This window comes from Streptomyces sp. NPDC104814 (assembly GCF_055583185.1).
Genome location: NZ_JBVJOL010000013.1, coordinates 113,980 through 129,515 on the forward strand (window position 1 = coordinate 113,980; position 15,536 = coordinate 129,515).

Below are 15,536 nucleotides of genomic sequence, written 5' to 3' on the forward strand. Positions count from 1 at the left end.
ACCCGGCCCCCGCGGGTGATCAGCCCGGTTCCGTGTGCGCACCGGGGCTGACAATCTCGTCCAGCACCCGGAGCACCACCTCGTACGCCACGGCGCGGACGGCGGCCTCCGAGGCCCCGCTCCCGCCGTCCCCGCGCCCTTCCGTATCCTCGCCGCGGGCCCGCCAGCCGCGCGCCTCCTCGGCGGCGCAGGCCCGGGCACGCTGGATCCGTCGCAACAGCTCGTCTGAGTCCACGACATCGGTCATGCCGTCCGACTACCCCGGCCGCACCCGTCAATGACCGGAGCATGCCCGAAACGCCAGGTTTGCCGCGGCCCGAAGAGGTCAGCCGGAATACAAGGGTCCACGCACCCCGCGGACACCGGGGATCCCCGGGCGGTGCCAGGACCCCCGCCGGACCGATCGGCCGAACCCGGCCGGCGCGACGCGGCGCCGAACCGGCCGGCCGCCCGGCCGCACGCGGCGCCGAGGCACCGGGCCCCTGACCCGCCCGATGCGGCGAACGCGCCGATCACTTCCCCGTACGCACCAGGGACCACTGTGAGGGAGCGAGAGAATGACCGCGGAGTACGCCATCGACCGCGCGGAGACGGAAGGCTGCGAGCAGTGCGGCCCCTGCTGCCCGGCCGACGTCCGCGCGGCCGTGCGCCGCGCCGTCGACCGGCGCTGCCGGGACACCGGAGCGCCCTGCGACGAGGAGTCGCTCTCGGACGCACTGCTCGTCGCCTCGGAGCTGACCTCCAACGCCATACTGCACGGGGGCGGGATCACCGACTACGCCGTGGACCTCGTGTCCACGGGAGTGCGGGTGTCGGTGTGCGACCGCAGCCGGCGGCTGCCGGTGACGACGGGACCGCTCGACAGCGAGGGGCGGCGCAGGGTCGGCGGCCGCGGCTGGCCGATCGTGTGCCGGCTGTCCCGCGACGTGCACGTCACCGACCTGCCCGCGGGCGGGAAGCGGATCACCGCCGAGGTGCCCGTCTTCCGGTGAGGTTCCACCGATGACTTCCCGCTGCTCACCTCGCCGGCCGTGTTTGCCGCCGAAGAGGAGGGGCACACGCCATTTCGTGCTTCGGACCGGAGGCGCGTCAGCGGGAGCGGTATGGCTGCCCAGGAGCCTGACGGCGAACCGGACGGCACCACCACCCCTCCCGCGGTAAGTCCCTGAGATCACCTGTCAGGAGCGAATCCGCATCATGCTGAGCGACATGTCGACAAGCCGACCCGGCACGGACGTCCGACCCACCACGTCCTCGGGGCGGTCCCACGACGACGCCCCCGACACCGTGGAGGCGTTCGCCCGTCTCGCCGCGCTGGAGGACGGCCCCGAGCGCGAGGCCCTGCGCGACGAGCTCGTCACGGCCTGGCTGCCCATGGCCCACCGCATCGCCGGCCGCTTCCGCGACCGCGGCGAGTCGCTGGAGGACCTGCGCCAGGTGGCCGCGCTGGGCCTGGTGAAGGCCATCGACCGCTACGACCCGAGCCGCGGCGCCTTCGAGAGCTACGCCGTGCCGACCATCACCGGCGAGGTCAAGCGCCACTTCCGCGACCGGATGTGGGCGCTGCGCGTGCCCCGCCGGGTGCAGGAACTGCGCAACAAGGTGCGGATCGCCCGCCGCGACCTCACCCAGAGCCCGGGATCCCCCGAGCCCTCCGTCGCCGACATCGCCGCACACACCGGACTGACCGAGGACGAGGTCAACGCCGGACTAGAGGCCCTGGACAGCTTCAGCACGCTGTCCCTGGACGCCGAGGTGTCGGCCGACGACGACGGCTACAGCCTCGCGGACACCCTCGGCGCACCGGACGGCTCCTACGACATCGTCATCGACCGCGAGTCCGCCAAGGAGGGCCTGCGCCATCTGCCGGAACGCGAACGCGCCATCCTCTACATGCGCTTCTTCGAGGACATGACCCAGAGTCGTATCGCCGACTGCCTCGGCATCTCCCAGATGCACGTCTCCCGGCTGATCAGCCGCAGCTGCGCCCGGGTCCGCGAGGAGGCCATGGGCCGCCGCCCCGGCCGCCCGGGCCCCGCCCCCCGCTGAGACCGCCGGGACACCACCCCACCCCCGACACGCCGTACGCCTTCCGGGCCCCGCGACACGACACGCGGGACCCGGGAGGCGTACGGCGTTGTGCGTGCCGCCCACCGGAAGCGGAGCGGGACGGCGCGGTGTGTTCGGCGCGGGCCGGGGCATCCGCAGTCGGGGAGGCGAGGATGAACACATATGCCATGGGGCGAGGCGCCCGTGCCGAGGCCGAGCGAATGGCCCGGGGGAGGCTCACCGAGGGTGCTGCCCGCGCCGGACTGGCCGCGCGCGGCGTCATCTACCTGCTGGTCGGCGCACTGGCGCTGCAGATCTCCTCCGGCGACGGCAGCCACCAGGCCGACCGCGGGGGCGCCCTCGCCGAACTGTCGCAGCAGCCGCTCGGCGCGGTGCTGCTGTGGGCGCTCGGCGTCGGCGTGGCCGGGATGGCGCTGTGGCGGCTGTCCGAGGCCGTCTTCGGCTCGGCCGGCAAGGACGGCCGCACCGCGAAGAAGCGGCTGCTGGCGGTGGCGCGCTGCGTGTTCTACTGCTGCGCCGCCTTCTCCGTGCTGTCCTTCGCCGCCGGATCGGGCGGCGGCGGCTCCAGCGACCGGCAGTCCCGTGACGTCACCGCCCGGGTGCTGGCTCTGCCCGCCGGGCAGTGGCTCGTCGGAGTCGTCGGAGCCGGGATCGTCGTGACCGGCGTCTGGATCGCCGTCGCGGCCGCCCGGCGCAAGTACCGCGAGGAGCTGCGGCTGGCGCGGATGTCGCGCTGGGCCGTGCGGCTCACCGACATCACCGGCGTCGCGGGCGGGATCGCGCGCGGCCTCGTCTTCACCGCCGCCGGCGCGTTCGCCGTCCGCGCGGCCGTCGCCTACGAGCCCTCACGCGCCAAGGGACTCGACGACACGCTGCGCTCGTTCGCCGGCACCCCGCTCGGGCCCTGGCTGCTGGCACTCGTCGCGGCCGGACTCGTCCTGTTCGGCGTGTTCTCCTTCGCTCTGGCACGCTGGCGGCGCGTCTGAGCGGCGCGGCCCGGGGAACACGGGGGACATGGACGACTCAGACCTCCCGCCGGACGAACGCCCCGTGGACGTCTACCTCGACCTGCTGCGGTTCCGCATGGACAGCGACGACTTCCAGCTGCTGCTCAGCGTCGTGGAACCGGTGCTGCGGGCCATCGACGAGCAGCGCTTCGGAGGTATGGAGCTGGTGGTCGACTGCGACCGCGCGGAGGGCCTGCCGCAGGTGATCCGCGACGAGGCGGCCCTCGTCATCGCCACCGCCGTGACCGGCCGCCTGGACAACCAGGTCGTCGAGATCGACGTGGAGGGCTCCGGGCCGGTCCGTGTGGTCACCGACGCGGCCACCGCCGCCGACCCCGAGAGCCTCGGCCGCATCGCCGGCTACCTCCACGACCGCCGCCGCACCGACGAGGAGCTGCGCGGTATCGCCGAGGCCAGCGGCCTCCCGAGCGACTTCTGACCACCGGGCCGACCGGGCCGGCCGGACGCACTGGGCCCCCCGGACGCACCCGGCCCCCCGGACGCACCGGGCCCCAGCGGGGTCACGGCGCGCCGCACGGCCGTGCCGCCGCGCCGCCTCCTGCCTACTTCGCCGGCTCCGGCTCGGCCCGGGGTGCCCCGAGCGGGCGGGCCAGACCCACCACGGCCTCGTCCAGCCGCTGCAGATGCCGTAGCACGCGGTCGGTGATGCGGCCGTAGCGGGGCGTCCCGGGGTCGCCGGGCTGGAGCAGCGCGGCGAGGCTCGGTCCCGTCGCCACCCGTCCGGCCGCCGCATCGCCGGAGACATGCGCGGCGATCGTGCGGATGTTGTCCAGGATGCGCTGCCCGGCCCCGCGCAGCCGCGGATCGGCCGCGATCGCGGGATGCGTCGGCAGCAGCTCCGCCATCGCCGCGAGCGAGCGCGCGTGATACGCACAGGTCTCCAGCAGCGCCACCACATAGCGCGCGGTGTCGCGCCGCGAGCGCAGCGGGGTCACCGGATGCGTCAGCGGCTGCGTCGCCGCGCTCAGGTCCGCCAGCGCCTGGTCCAGGTCGCGCGCCAGGTCGAGCAGCTCCACCTGGGGCCCACCGCTGAGCTGGTCCACGGCCCGCTCGGTGACATCGGCCAGCCGCTCCAGGACCGTCCCGAGCAGGTCGTCCGTGCGCCGCCCGGTGTGCACCGGGAGCACCACCGCCGCCGCGATCACCCCGCAGGCCGCGCCCAGCGCCGTCTCCTCCACCCGCAGCACCAGCACCGAGGCGCTGTAGGTGTGCAGCAGCGTGTACAGCAGCCCCAGCGCCGCCGTCACGAAGAACGACATCAGCGTGTACGACAGCGGCGCGGTGTAGAACATCGCGAACACGAACAGCAGCACCAGCGCGAACGCCGTCCAGGTGTGGTGCCCGACCAGCCCCGCCAGCGCGATGCCGGCCACCACGCCGAGCACGGTGCCCAGCAGCCGGCGGTAGCCCTTCACCAGGATCTCCCCGGTGGAGGAGGTGTTGATGAAGACGATCCAGCAGGTGAGCACCGCCCAGTACCAGCGCTGGGCCGACAGGAACTCCCCGCCCACGATGGCCAGCAACGAGCCGACCGCCACCTGCACCGCCGCCCGCGTGGTGGGCCGCTGCAGCCCGGCGAGCTGCTCCTCCTCGTCGCGTTCGCTCTCCTCCGCACCGCCGATCGCGGCGTCCTCGGCGTCCAGCTCCTCACGGGAACGCGTCGTCGCGGGGGAGTCGTCGGACTCGTCCTGCGGCCCGTCCAGCGCGACCCGCAAACCCATCACGGCGCGCGCCGTCTCACCGATGCCGCGGAAGACGTCCTGGACGCCGCTCGCGGCGGGCGGCAGGTTCTCCTCGTCGCGGTAGCCGAGCAGCCGGTTGCGCACCTGCGCGAGCCCGGTGCCGCGAGCCGCCGCGGCGGGCTGGAGCACCAGCATCCGCAGCGCCTGCAGATCACGGCGCAGCGCGCCGGTCGCCTCGTCACGCACCGGCAGATGACCGCCGGTCGGCAGCGTCGCGCCCGGAAGGTGCAGGGTCAGGGTGTCGGCGCGTTCGGCGCTGCGCGCGGTGAGCAGCAGCAGCCCGAGCCGCTCGGCGGCGATCTCGGCGTCCGCGATGCGCCGCTGCACCAGCCGGGCCACCGCCTCGTCGGAGGTGCCCTCCTCCAGGCGCCCCTGGATCATCAGCGCCGTCTCGTGCAGCCGCGCGGTGCCCTCGCGTACCTCCTGCAGCGCCTTGTCGATGTCGTCGGGCCCGGCGTCCAGCAACTCCACCTGCGCGGCGAGCAGCTGCGCCAAGCGGGCCCGGAACGCCTGCCGGAGCCGTTCCAGGATCCAGGTGGGACCGGTCGGCACCACCGCGAACCGTAGCACCGCGCTCGCCGCGAACGCGACGGTGACGACCCCGCACAGTTCCGGCAGGGTCTCGGAGGTGGCGCCCACGAACAGCGACAGGAAGTACACCTGGAAGGCGATCAGACCGAGCGCGGTGCCCCGGTCACCGAACCGCCGGGCGTAGACGGCGCAGAAGATGAGGACGACGAAGAAGACGTCACCGGCGACTCTGAGCGTGGTGAGCCACGAACCCAGCGACAGCGACACCAGCGCCATGGGCAGCCCCAGCGCCAGCGTCACCGCCTGCTGCGTGCGCTGCTTCTCCCGGATGGCGAACGTCGCCACCATCGCGGCGATCGCCCCGGCGACCAGATGCTTCACCGGGGCGCCCAGCACCCCGAGCACGGCGAGCGTCAGGGCGATCGCACCCGCCGTCCTCAGGCCGGCGACCAGCCGCAGCAGCCCCGGGTCGGACGCCGCCACAGCGTCCCTCAGTCGTGTCCGGCCCGATTGCCCAGCTGCCCTCACGCCGCCGTGTCACTCCGCTCAAAGGTCGTGGCTTACGGCCTTCAGCATGCCATGACGTGCGCGAACACCGGGCACCGCCTCACTGCCCGGGCGTCTTCGCCTCCTCCACCCGCTTGCGCACCTGCTCCGCCGTCAGATACGTGTCGGTGTACTCGAAGTCCTTCAGCTTGGCCGGGCGGCGCGCCTGGAAGCCGGTGCGGACGAAGTCGTCGCCGGCGAGCGCGTTCAGCGTCCAGTTGGTCAGCACCCGCGTCTTGGCGACTCCGGTGCGCAGCGCCGACCAGTGGTAGCCGCGGGCCACGGCCTGCGCGGGCAGGCCCCGCAGCTCGATGCCGAGGGGCTTGGACACCGCGTCCTTGCCGCCGAGGTCGACGACCAGCCCGAGGTCCTTGTGCTCGTACGGCCGCATCGCCTGCCCGCGCAGCGTGGCGATGACGTTGTCGGCGACCACCTTGCCCTGCCGCATCGCGTGCTGAGCGGTCGGCGGGCAGACCGCGTCGGCGCCCTTGGCCAGGTCGGGCACGGCCGCGGAGTCGCCGAGCGCGAACACCCCGTCGTGACCGGGGAGGTTCATCTCCGTGTTCACCGCCAGGCGCCCGCGCACGGTCTCCGCGCCGAGCGTGGCGATGAGCGGGCTCGCTACCACACCGGCCGTCCAGATCAGGGTGTGCGTGGGCACCACCCGGCCGTCGGTGAACGTGACCTCCGTCGGGCCGGCCTTCTCGATGGAGACGCCGAGGGAGATCTCGATGCCCCGCTTGCGCAGCACCTCCTGCGCGCTGCGGCCGAGCTTGTCGCCGAGCTCGGGCATCAGCTTCGGAGCGATGTCGATGAGGTGCCAGCGGATCAGTTTCGGGTCCAGGCGCGGATAGCGCTTGACCGCGTTGCAGGTCAGCAGTTGCAGGCAGGCCGCGGTCTCGGTACCGGCGTAGCCGCCGCCGACCACCACGAACTGCAGCCGCGCGGCCCGCTCGGCCGGGTCGGTGCTGGCGTCCGCGAGGTCGAGCTGGGAGATGACGTGGTCGCGGATGTACGCGGCCTCGGCGAGGGTCTTCATCCCGAACGCGTGCTCCGTCAGCCCCGGGATGTCGAACGTGCGCGTCACGCTGCCCGGGGCCAGCACGATGTAGTCGTAGCGCTCGTTGACGATCTCGTCGGTGATCGTGCGGATGACGCACACCTTGGACTGCAGGTCCACGCCGATCGCACCGCCCGGGATGATCCGGGTGCGGTACTTGCGGCTGCGGCGCAGCGACAGCGCGATCGACTGCGGCGTCAGCACACCGGAGGCGACCTGGGGAAGCAGCGGCAGATAGAGCTGGTAGGAGAACGGTGTCACCAGGGTGAGATCGGCCTCGCCGGGGGAGAGCATGCGCTCCAGGCGCCGTACGCACTCCACTCCCGCGAAGCCCGCGCCCACCACCAGGATCCTGGGTCGTGTCACGTTGGTCATCCCTTCTGCGGCTCCGGGCGGTTGGATCGACTCGTGTGCGTGTGCCCGCCGGAGCGCTGCTTCGCACCTGATCGATCCCACCGTGTTCGCGGCCACCGCGCCAGTCGGGTGCGGCAGGCAGACGAACGTACGCCAGTCAGTCTGCCCCTTCACGCCGGTGCGGGCGCCTGGTACGCGGGATTGACCGCAGGTCAGGACGGTGACCGATCAGCGGCGGGCGCGGGGGAGGGGGATCAGGACGACCCGGCGAGGTGGCACAGCAGCAGGCACACGTCGTCGTCGCGTTCGGAGTCGCTCAGCAGCGGCGGCAGGATGCGGTCCGCCGCGCTCTCCAGGTCCCGGGCCAGCTCGGCGCCCGGGAAGTCCCCGAGCGCGTCGGCCAGACGCCCGATGCCCGGGTCTATGCCGGCGGCGCGCCGCTCCACCAGGCCGTCGGTGTACAGAGCCAGCGTCGAGCCCGGCGTCACCGGCACGGTGTGGTCGGCGATCTCCTGCCGCAGCGGGATGCCCAGCATCGCACCGGGCTTGTCGTCCAGGATGCGCACCCGCCCGTCCGGGCCGCGCAGCACCGGCGGCGGATGGCCCGCGGCCGCCCAGGTCAGCGTCGCCTCGTCCGGGTGGAAGCGGGCGATGACGGCCGTCGCGTACAGGTCGGGCTGCAGATGGTGCAGGAACTCGTGCAGCCGGGTCAGCAGCCGGCCGGGGCTGCTGCCGTCCACGGCGTAGGCGCGCAGCGCGGTGCGCAGCTGGCTCATCATCACCGCCGCGTGCAGCCCGTGCCCGGTGACGTCCCCGACGACGGTGATCAGGCTGCCGTCGGGCTGCAGGAACGCGTCGTACCAGTCACCGCCGATGTTCAGCCCGTACGTCGCCGGCAGATAGCGCGCGGCCAGCCGCAGCCCCGGCGGGGTGGGCAGATCGGTGAGCAGGGCCCGCTGCAGGGTCTCGGCGATGTCCCGGTTGTGCTCGAAGCGGCGGGCGTTGTCGATCGCCGTGCTGGCCCGCCGGAACAGCTCGATGAGCATCACCGCGTCGTCGGGGTCCCAGCGCTCGCCGGGCGGCGACAGCGTCACCACGCCCAGCGGCGCCCGCCGCGCCGACAGCGGCACGCACAGCAGCGGCCGCAGCGGCTCCAGCGCCGAGGGCGGCTGGTCGTCGACCCCGGGCAGCGCTCCGGGGTGGTCGGCGGCGTACTGCGGCCGCCCGGTGCGGGCCGCGATCACCGCGGCGGCCGGATGCGGCACGGTGGGTGCCGCGTCGGGGCGCTCGGCCCGCTCCCCGTCACCGTCGAACAGCCATACGTCGACGCTGCGGGCGTACTCCGGCACCAGCAGCTGCGGCAGCCGGCGCACGATCTCGTCATGGTTCAGGGAAGCCGTCAGCTCCGCGCTGGCGTCGGCGAGGAAGGTGAGCCGGCGCCGCGCCCGCTCCGCCTCCTGCCGGGCCGCCCGCTCCGCGGCGAACGCCTCGCGCTGGGCCCGTCCGGCGGCGTCCAGCTCCGCGTGCAGCGCCAGCACACCCTGGTTGGTCTGGTGCAGCTCCTCGCGGTGGAAGGCGACCAGATCCTCCTGCTCGGCGAGCTTGCCGAGCACCAGCGCGGTGTCCTCGTCGGCGCCCAGCAGCGCCTCCGCGAGCAGCTCGGCGTCGTCCGGCGGGTCGCCCACCGCCACGGTGTCCGCGAACTCGGGGCAGGGCACCGCCGTGCGCCACGGCCCCTCACCGACGGCGTCCGTGCCCGGCGCGGGCTCGACGACGGCGTGCAGCAGGCCCTCGGCCGGGTCCGGTTCGAGGGTGACCCGCCAGGCGCCGCCCTTGGTCAGGCACTGCCGCAGCCGTCCGCTGAGCGCCGCGGCCAGCCGGGTACGGTCCAGCGCGGACACACCGTGTGCGGCGGCCAGCCCGAGCGTGGCGATCCGGGCACGGGCCGCGTCGGTGGCGGTGGCGATCTGCCAGGTACGGGTCATGGCCGCTCCGGCGGGTTCGGCGCCAGCACCGCCACGGCGGTGTCGTCCCGTACGGGGCTGGCGCTGCTGCTCGCGTCACGGACCGTCACGGCGGCCAGGACCGCCGGATCCGCCGCGAGCAGCTCCGGGTCGGACGGCGGCACCCAGCGGCTGGGCAGGCCGTCGCTGTGCAGGATCAACAGCCGCTCCGCCGACCACGGCAGCAGGGTCTCCGCCAGTGTGGCCGGCCGGTGCACGCCCACGATGCCGGGGCGCGACAGCAGCGCACGCCAGGAGTCGCCCTCGCGCAGCCGCGCCCCGATGTTGCCGACGCCCGCGAACCGCAGCCGGTTCACGTCCGTCTCCAGCTGGGCCAGCGCGACGGCCGCGCCCCGGGTGCCGGCCAGCTCCGTGTGCAGCCGGCGCAGCAGTTCGGCCGGCGGAAGGTGGGCGGAGCGGTGCAGCTCGCGCACGGCCGCCGCGGACGCCCGGGACGCCTCCGGACCGTGTCCGAGCCCGTCGGCCAGCATCAGGGTGAGCCGGTCCCCGGACCGGGCCCACGCCCAGGCGTCGCCGGAGAAGTCGGCGCCCGCGAACGGCACGACGACCCCGCCGGCCCGCGCCCCGGCGCCCTGCCGGCGCACGTGTGCGGGCACGACGGGCCCGATGCGGGCCAGCGCCACGGTGCCGCGGCCGCGCACACTGTGCAGGCCGAAGTCGTCGGCGATGCGCCGGCAGGTGCCGAGGCCCGCCCCGAGCGAGCGGGTGGTGGAGAACCCGTCGCGCAGCGCCTCGGCGACATCCGCGATGCCCGGACCGTGGTCGACGGCCGCGATCTGCACCACCCCCGCCTCCTCGGCGCCGCCCGGCAGGGCCGGCGGCGCGACCACGTCGACCAGCAGCAGCCCGCCGCCGGCGTGCTTGAGCAGGTTGGTCGCCAGCTCGGTCGCCACCAGCGCCACGGCGGCCGTACGCGGCTCGTCGAGACCGGCGAGCGCCGCCGCGCCCTCCGCGGCCACCCGGGCGTCCCGCACCCGCGTCGAATCCTGCACCGGCACCTGCCACACCCGGGCCATCAGATCTCCTCACGCGGCAGCGGCGGCCGGGCCGCCCACGACGCCACGGTGACCGTGGTGCCGGCGCCCGGGGTGGAGTCGACCGCGAACTCGTGCACCAGGCGACGCGCCCCGCCCAGCCCCATCCCGAGGCCGCCCCCGGAGGTGTAGCCGTCGGTGAGCGCCCGCTCCAGGTCCGGGATGCCCGGCCCCTGGTCGGTGAAGGTCAGCCGCAGTCCCCGGGCCCGCCCGCTCACCAGGGGCTGGGTGTGCACCTCGCCGCCCCCGCCGTGCACCAGCGTGTTGCGCGCCAGTTCACTCGCGGCGGTGACCAGCTTGGTCTGCTCCACCAGGCCGAAGCCGAGCTGTGCGGCCGCCTGGCGGATGTGCTGGCGTACCCACACCAGGTCCATGTCCGACCGGATCGGCAGACGGGCCTCGATGCCCGCAGCCGTCTCCATCAATCGCTCCCCGGCCGGGGGCCGTTCGGCCCGGTCAGCAGGTCCAGGGCGGCCTGGGTGGTCAGCGCGGTCCGCAGCCCGGGCAGGGTCAGACCAAGCTCCACCAGGGTGATGGCGACGGCGGGCCGCATGCCCGCGACGACGGTCTGCGCGGCCAGCAGCCGGGCGTTCGCCGCGATCTCCGCCAGCACCCGCCCGAGGAAGGAGTCGACGATCTCCACGCCGGACAGGTCGATGACGACCCCGGCGACCCGGCTGCTGGAGATCGCCTCCGTGATGTCCTGGAGCAGCCGCTGGGCCATGGTGTCGTACAGGTCCCCCTGGAGCGTGACCAGGAGGACGTCACCGAGCCGGAGCACCGGCACGTGGCCGCCGCCCATCGGATGCGAGAAACCCTCGGTCACCGCGGACCCGCACCGCCGGGAGTGGGACCGGTGATGCCGACGCCCAGCTCGTGCAGGGCGTAGGCCAGCGCGTCGGCGAGGGAGGCGCGCGTCTTCACCGAACCCAGGTCCAGACCGAGGTGGACGATGGTCTGCGCGATCGCCGGGCGGATGCCGGAGACGACACATTCGGCGCCCATCAGGGCCGCCGCCTGCACCGTCTTCATCAGGTGCTGGGCCACCAGCGAGTCCACGGTCGGCACGCCCGTGATGTCCAGGATGGCGAAGCGCGCCTTCTGCTCGACGACCGCCTCCAGCAGGGTCTCCATCACGACCTGGCTGCGGGCGCTGTCCAGGGTGCCGATCAGCGGTACGGCGACCACGCCGTCCCACAGCCGGATGACGGGCGTCGCCACCTCCAGCAGCTGCAGCCGCTGCCGGTCGATCAGCGCCTGCCCCTCCAGGACCGCCGTCTCCATGACCACCAGGCGGAGCGTGCCCAGCAGCACGGCCAGCGCCTCCGAGGACTCCCGCACCCGGCCGGCCGGGGCCTCGGCGAGGTCGGCCAGCAGCAGCTCCACGGCCGGCCGGCGCAGTGCGTCCAGCTCGCCGGAGATCTGGCCCGGCGTGAGCCCGGCGCGGGCCCGGGCGGCGCCCATCCGGCCGAGCTGCTCGCGTACGGCGGCGAAACCGGGCGCGTCCAGCGACGCGACCCGCTCGGACGCGGCCACGTCGGCCAGCGCGTCCGCCACCGCCTTGCCCGCCTCCACCGCCTCGTCGCGCGAGACGGTGAACACCGTGCGGAACAGTGGTTCGTCGGCCCACCGCTGGGCGATCTGCTCCCGGCGGCGGCGCAGGAACGCCGCGACGTCCCGTGCGGGCGAGCCGTGGTCGGCTGACGCTTCGTGCTCCGGCACGTGTGTCACTCCTCAATCTGCGTGGCATCGCTGCGGCCTGCGGAAGGCGACGAGAGGCGATGTGATCTCTGCCGGTCGCCCACCCTAACCATGCTCGAACGGCGGACGACACCGGGTCGCGGGCATTGAACCCGAGGGCGGTGCCCCCGGGGGGAGCGCCGGTACGACATCCGACGCACCCGGGAACCCGTGTTCGGGACCGGCCCGCGCCGCGTGCGTGCATCGCGACCACCCCGGCGACGGTGGAACCCGTCCCGGGGTGAGAACGATCACAAGAACGATCATGTGCGGACCCGCCGGAGCGCCGCCGGACCCGCGCCTCGTCAGGTACGGGGCGCCTCCGTGTCCCCGGTGCCCTGCGGGCCCCGGTCGATCAGCGCGAGCGCCTCCTGCACCGAGTCCGAGATCGGGACGGTGATGCTCACGCCCGTGAGATCGAGTACCCGCCGCACGGCGGGGGCCGGCGCGATGACGTGCACCGTTCCGGGCAGATCGCGGGCCTCCTGGTAGACGCGCAGGATGATGTTCATCCCGGAGGAGTCCATGAACGGCACCGCGGAGAGATCCAGCAGGAAGTGCTTGCGGCCGTGATGGAGCTGGTTGGCGAGATGGGCCTGGAACTCCGTCGCCGTGTCGAGGTCCAGATGCCCCTCGACCACGACCAGGGCAACGTCCTCGCGGGGCAGGGTCACCTCGACGGAGAGCGGGTTCTGGGCAAGGGGCACGGGTACCTCCAACAAGAGCGGGCGGCCGGTTCGGGTCGGTGAGGCGGGTGCGGGTGCACCCGCCCGTCAGGGCTGCCGCCCATGGTCGTTTCACTGCCCACCCGCGGTTACCCCCGAACGGCACAACCATGCGTCCCGCGATCGAGCGGTTCTCGCGCGCGCTCAGGTGACGTGGATGCCCACGATGCACGTGTCGTCGTCCGTGTCCGACCGGCTGTACGTCAGCAACCGGTCCAGCTGGTGGTCCAGAGGGGCCGGCGCGCTGCGCGCGGTGGTCAGCAGATGGGCCAGGGAGTCCTCCATGGAACGGTCGCGCCGCTCGATCAGACCGTCCGTGAACATCAGCAGCGAGTCCCCCGGGGACAGCACCACCTCGTCCTCCTCGTACGGCGCCTCCGGCACGGCGCCCAGCAGTATGCCCTTCACCAGCGGCAGCGCACTGGCCTGCGACGAGCGCACCAGGACCGGCGGCAGATGCCCGGCCCTGGCCCAGCGCAGGGTGCGCCGGTGCGGGTCGTACAGGGCGCACACGGCCGTCGCGGTGACGGCGCCGGTCAGATGGTGCGCGACGATGTTGAGCCAGGACAGCAGCTGGCCGGGACCCGCCCCGGTGACCGCGAGGCCGCGCAGCGCGTTGCGCAGCACCACCATGCTGGTCGCCGCCTCGATGCCGTGCCCGGCGACGTCGCCGACGCACAGCAGCACCAGACCGGAGGGCAGCACCACCGCGTCGTACCAGTCGCCGCCCACCAGGTGCTCGGTCTCGGCCGGCCGGTAGCGCACGGCGACCTGCAAGCCCTCCACCGCCAGCGGATCGCGCGTGGGCGGCATGATGGCCTGCTGCAACTGCAGCGCCAGCCGGCTGCGCTCACTGGCCTGCTGCTCGGTGTGGGCGAGCTGGTCCCGGGTGGCGGCGAGCGCCACCTCCGTCCAGTGCTGGGAGGAGATGTCCTGGTACGCCCCGCGTACGGCGACCAGCCGGCCATCGGTGTCCAGGACGGGCTCGGCGACGATGCGCATATGGCGCGTCACCCCGTCCCGCCGCTGCAACCGGAACGCCGTGGACGACGGCCGCCGGTGGTGCAGCACGGTCCGCAGGAACCGGCCGAGGGCGACCGAGTCGTCCGGATGCGCGTGCGCCGGGACCTCCTCCAGGGGGACCGGGGTGGCCGACGGGGAGCGCCCGTACAGATCGAACAGCTGCCCGTTCCAGGTGATCTCACCGGTGAGCGCGTTCTCCTCGAAGCCGCCGATCCGGCCGAGGCGCTGGGCGTGCTGCAGCAGACTGGCCAGCCGGGCGGCCTCGTCCTCGATGCGCCAGATGAGCAGGACGCAGCTGCCGTGCCGGCTGATGCTGATGTCTGCGAACGCCGACAGCGGCACCTGGTCGACGAGGGCGGTCAGGCTCATCCGCTGGGCCCTGAACGGCTCCCCGGTGGCGTAGACGCGCTCGATCTGCTGGAACAGGTCGCTCTCGCCGGCGGCCATCGGGTACGCCTCCAGCAGCAGCGCGCCGCTGACGACCGCACGCGGCCGGCCCGCAGGATCCAGGAACCGGCTGTTGACGTGCTGGATGCGGAAGTCGGCCAGCTGTCCCGAAGCGTCCAGGTGCGGCACGAGGACCAGGGCCGGGTCGTGCAGCCCGTCGGCCAGGTCGATCAGCTCCGCCGCGTCCGGCAGCAACCGCGGTTCGCTGTCGGCCACCGCCTCGGGCGCGTAACTGTGGAGGGTGTGGGCGCACAGCTCGGCGAGCGCCTCTACCTGCCTCACCACCTGCGGCGGCACCGGGCCGAGCGGCTCGGGCCAGGCGATCTCCAGTACGCCGAGCACCCGCCCCGCGGTACCGGCGGGCAGCGCCACCCGCCCGCCCTCCGGGTACAGCCGACGACCGATGGTGGGCAGCCCGGTCGCCGCCAGCGACGTCATCCACTGGCCCTCGGGCTCGGTCAGGCCGCGCCGGGCCACGGTCGCGACCTCGGGCGGGATGTACCGCCAGCGGTCGGCTTCCGAGGCGGCGAACCCGGCGCTCCCGGCCAGGGTGAGGGATCCGTCCGGGGCGGCCGACCAAATGGCGACGGCCACCGCGCCGAGCGGCTGCAGGGCGTGCTGCAGCAGCGACTGCGCGACGGACTGGGTGTCGTCCGCGGCCAGCGCGCCGCTCTCCGCGGACCGCAGCCGCACGGCCGCCGAACCGTCGCCGCTGCGACCGCTCGCCTCACCGGGCGTGGTGACGGTGGCGAGGAAGGAGGTCGCCACCTCCGACATCCGGTCCCGTGCGGCCTGGTTGATGACGTCGACGGCGAACTCCAGCGGTGCCAGGCGGGCCTGCTCGGCCAGCTCGGTCAGCTGCCGGGCGGCCTCGGCCGGCCCGCACCCGAGACGCTCGACCAGGATGCCCTTGGCGAGCTCGATGAGGGCGCGGCCCTCCGCCTCCGCCTGAGCGTCCCGCACCTCACGGCGCAGCCGCTCCACCGTCGCCGCGAGCCGCCCCACCGGGGACGTCGTGGGCACCCCGGCCCACCGGCCGGGCGAGGCGTCCGGGGCGAGGGCGGGCGTACCGTCCGCCGCCGGCTCGTCCGGGGTGAGGGCGAGCGCGGGAGGACCGTCCGGGGTGCGGGCGGGTGTGGCGTCCGCCGGCCCGGTCGTCTGCTGCGGGGCGCCGGCCGGATCGGCCGACTCCTGGGAAGAACTCATGCCGTC

The 15,536-nt window shown here is 74.1% G+C and carries 14 protein-coding genes; 4 read left to right on the forward strand and 10 right to left on the reverse strand.

Going from position 1 to position 15,536, the window contains the following annotated elements; translation table 11 throughout:
• Nucleotides 1-19: 19 nt before the first annotated feature.
• Nucleotides 20-247 (reverse strand): hypothetical protein, encoded by a 228-nt coding sequence (locus tag ACZ64A_RS32905; RefSeq protein WP_469815589.1) that lies wholly within the window; start codon nucleotides 245-247, stop codon nucleotides 20-22.
• A gap of 310 nt (nucleotides 248-557) precedes the next feature.
• On the opposite strand from ACZ64A_RS32905, the gene ACZ64A_RS32910 reads away from it, so the two are divergent.
• From ACZ64A_RS32910 to ACZ64A_RS32925, 4 genes are all read left to right on the forward strand, one after another.
• The gene (locus tag ACZ64A_RS32910; protein ID WP_469815590.1) at nucleotides 558-992 is read left to right on the forward strand and encodes an ATP-binding protein; all 435 of its coding nucleotides are present in this window, start codon (nucleotides 558-560) and stop codon (nucleotides 990-992) included.
• Nucleotides 993-1,197: 205 nt separating this feature from the next.
• A complete protein-coding gene (locus ACZ64A_RS32915; protein ID WP_469815591.1) occupies nucleotides 1,198-2,049 on the forward strand; it encodes a SigB/SigF/SigG family RNA polymerase sigma factor in 852 nt (283 codons plus the stop codon).
• 173 nt (nucleotides 2,050-2,222) lie between these two features.
• A complete protein-coding gene (locus ACZ64A_RS32920; RefSeq protein WP_469815592.1) occupies nucleotides 2,223-3,056 on the forward strand; it encodes a DUF1206 domain-containing protein in 834 nt (277 codons plus the stop codon).
• 28 nt (nucleotides 3,057-3,084) lie between these two features.
• The gene (locus ACZ64A_RS32925; RefSeq protein WP_469815593.1) at nucleotides 3,085-3,516 is read left to right on the forward strand and encodes a hypothetical protein; all 432 of its coding nucleotides are present in this window, start codon (nucleotides 3,085-3,087) and stop codon (nucleotides 3,514-3,516) included.
• A gap of 124 nt (nucleotides 3,517-3,640) precedes the next feature.
• Here ACZ64A_RS32925 and ACZ64A_RS32930 read toward each other — a convergent pair whose 3' ends face one another.
• From ACZ64A_RS32930 to ACZ64A_RS32970, 9 genes are all read right to left on the reverse strand, one after another.
• Nucleotides 3,641-5,899: an FUSC family protein gene (locus tag ACZ64A_RS32930; protein WP_469815594.1), complete on the reverse strand. Its 2,259-nt coding sequence runs from the start codon at nucleotides 5,897-5,899 to the stop codon at nucleotides 3,641-3,643.
• Nucleotides 5,900-5,978: 79 nt separating this feature from the next.
• On the reverse strand, nucleotides 5,979-7,352 hold the full coding sequence (locus ACZ64A_RS32935; protein ID WP_469815595.1) for an NAD(P)/FAD-dependent oxidoreductase: 1,374 nt from the start codon (nucleotides 7,350-7,352) through the stop codon (nucleotides 5,979-5,981).
• A 233-nt stretch (nucleotides 7,353-7,585) separates the two neighbouring features.
• On the reverse strand, nucleotides 7,586-9,316 hold the full coding sequence (locus ACZ64A_RS32940; RefSeq protein ID WP_469815596.1) for a PP2C family protein-serine/threonine phosphatase: 1,731 nt from the start codon (nucleotides 9,314-9,316) through the stop codon (nucleotides 7,586-7,588).
• Nucleotides 9,313-10,371: a SpoIIE family protein phosphatase gene (locus tag ACZ64A_RS32945; RefSeq protein ID WP_469815597.1), complete on the reverse strand. Its 1,059-nt coding sequence runs from the start codon at nucleotides 10,369-10,371 to the stop codon at nucleotides 9,313-9,315. The genes ACZ64A_RS32940 and ACZ64A_RS32945 overlap by 4 nt, the downstream gene beginning before the upstream one ends.
• Complete coding sequence (locus ACZ64A_RS32950; RefSeq protein ID WP_469815598.1) at nucleotides 10,371-10,811, reverse strand: anti-sigma regulatory factor; 441 nt, start codon at nucleotides 10,809-10,811, stop codon at nucleotides 10,371-10,373. The genes ACZ64A_RS32945 and ACZ64A_RS32950 overlap by 1 nt, the downstream gene beginning before the upstream one ends.
• Nucleotides 10,811-11,191: an STAS domain-containing protein gene (locus ACZ64A_RS32955; RefSeq protein ID WP_469815660.1), complete on the reverse strand. Its 381-nt coding sequence runs from the start codon at nucleotides 11,189-11,191 to the stop codon at nucleotides 10,811-10,813. The genes ACZ64A_RS32950 and ACZ64A_RS32955 overlap by 1 nt, the downstream gene beginning before the upstream one ends.
• A gap of 20 nt (nucleotides 11,192-11,211) precedes the next feature.
• Complete coding sequence (locus tag ACZ64A_RS32960; RefSeq protein ID WP_469815599.1) at nucleotides 11,212-12,111, reverse strand: STAS domain-containing protein; 900 nt, start codon at nucleotides 12,109-12,111, stop codon at nucleotides 11,212-11,214.
• A 323-nt stretch (nucleotides 12,112-12,434) separates the two neighbouring features.
• Nucleotides 12,435-12,836 carry an STAS domain-containing protein gene (locus tag ACZ64A_RS32965; RefSeq protein ID WP_469815600.1) on the reverse strand — a complete coding sequence of 134 codons (402 nt, stop codon included), beginning with the start codon at nucleotides 12,834-12,836 and terminating at the stop codon, nucleotides 12,435-12,437.
• A 162-nt stretch (nucleotides 12,837-12,998) separates the two neighbouring features.
• On the reverse strand, nucleotides 12,999-15,530 hold the full coding sequence (locus tag ACZ64A_RS32970; protein ID WP_469815601.1) for a SpoIIE family protein phosphatase: 2,532 nt from the start codon (nucleotides 15,528-15,530) through the stop codon (nucleotides 12,999-13,001).
• Nucleotides 15,531-15,536: the final 6 nt, after the last annotated feature.

Bases quoted from the DNA above. Each gene is read 5' to 3' on its own strand.
- ACZ64A_RS32905 (WP_469815589.1), bottom strand. From the start codon at position 247: ATGACCGATGTCGTGGACTCAGACGAGCTGTTGCGACGGATCCAGCGT.
- ACZ64A_RS32910 (WP_469815590.1), top strand. From the start codon at position 558: ATGACCGCGGAGTACGCCATCGACCGCGCGGAGACGGAAGGCTGCGAG.
- ACZ64A_RS32915 (WP_469815591.1), top strand. From the start codon at position 1,198: ATGCTGAGCGACATGTCGACAAGCCGACCCGGCACGGACGTCCGACCC.
- ACZ64A_RS32920 (WP_469815592.1), top strand. From the start codon at position 2,223: ATGAACACATATGCCATGGGGCGAGGCGCCCGTGCCGAGGCCGAGCGA.
- ACZ64A_RS32925 (WP_469815593.1), top strand. From the start codon at position 3,085: ATGGACGACTCAGACCTCCCGCCGGACGAACGCCCCGTGGACGTCTAC.
- ACZ64A_RS32935 (WP_469815595.1), bottom strand. From the start codon at position 7,352: ATGACCAACGTGACACGACCCAGGATCCTGGTGGTGGGCGCGGGCTTC.
- ACZ64A_RS32940 (WP_469815596.1), bottom strand. From the start codon at position 9,316: ATGACCCGTACCTGGCAGATCGCCACCGCCACCGACGCGGCCCGTGCC.
- ACZ64A_RS32945 (WP_469815597.1), bottom strand. From the start codon at position 10,371: ATGGCCCGGGTGTGGCAGGTGCCGGTGCAGGATTCGACGCGGGTGCGG.
- ACZ64A_RS32950 (WP_469815598.1), bottom strand. From the start codon at position 10,811: ATGGAGACGGCTGCGGGCATCGAGGCCCGTCTGCCGATCCGGTCGGAC.
- ACZ64A_RS32955 (WP_469815660.1), bottom strand. From the start codon at position 11,191: ATGGGCGGCGGCCACGTGCCGGTGCTCCGGCTCGGTGACGTCCTCCTG.
- ACZ64A_RS32970 (WP_469815601.1), bottom strand. From the start codon at position 15,530: ATGAGTTCTTCCCAGGAGTCGGCCGATCCGGCCGGCGCCCCGCAGCAG.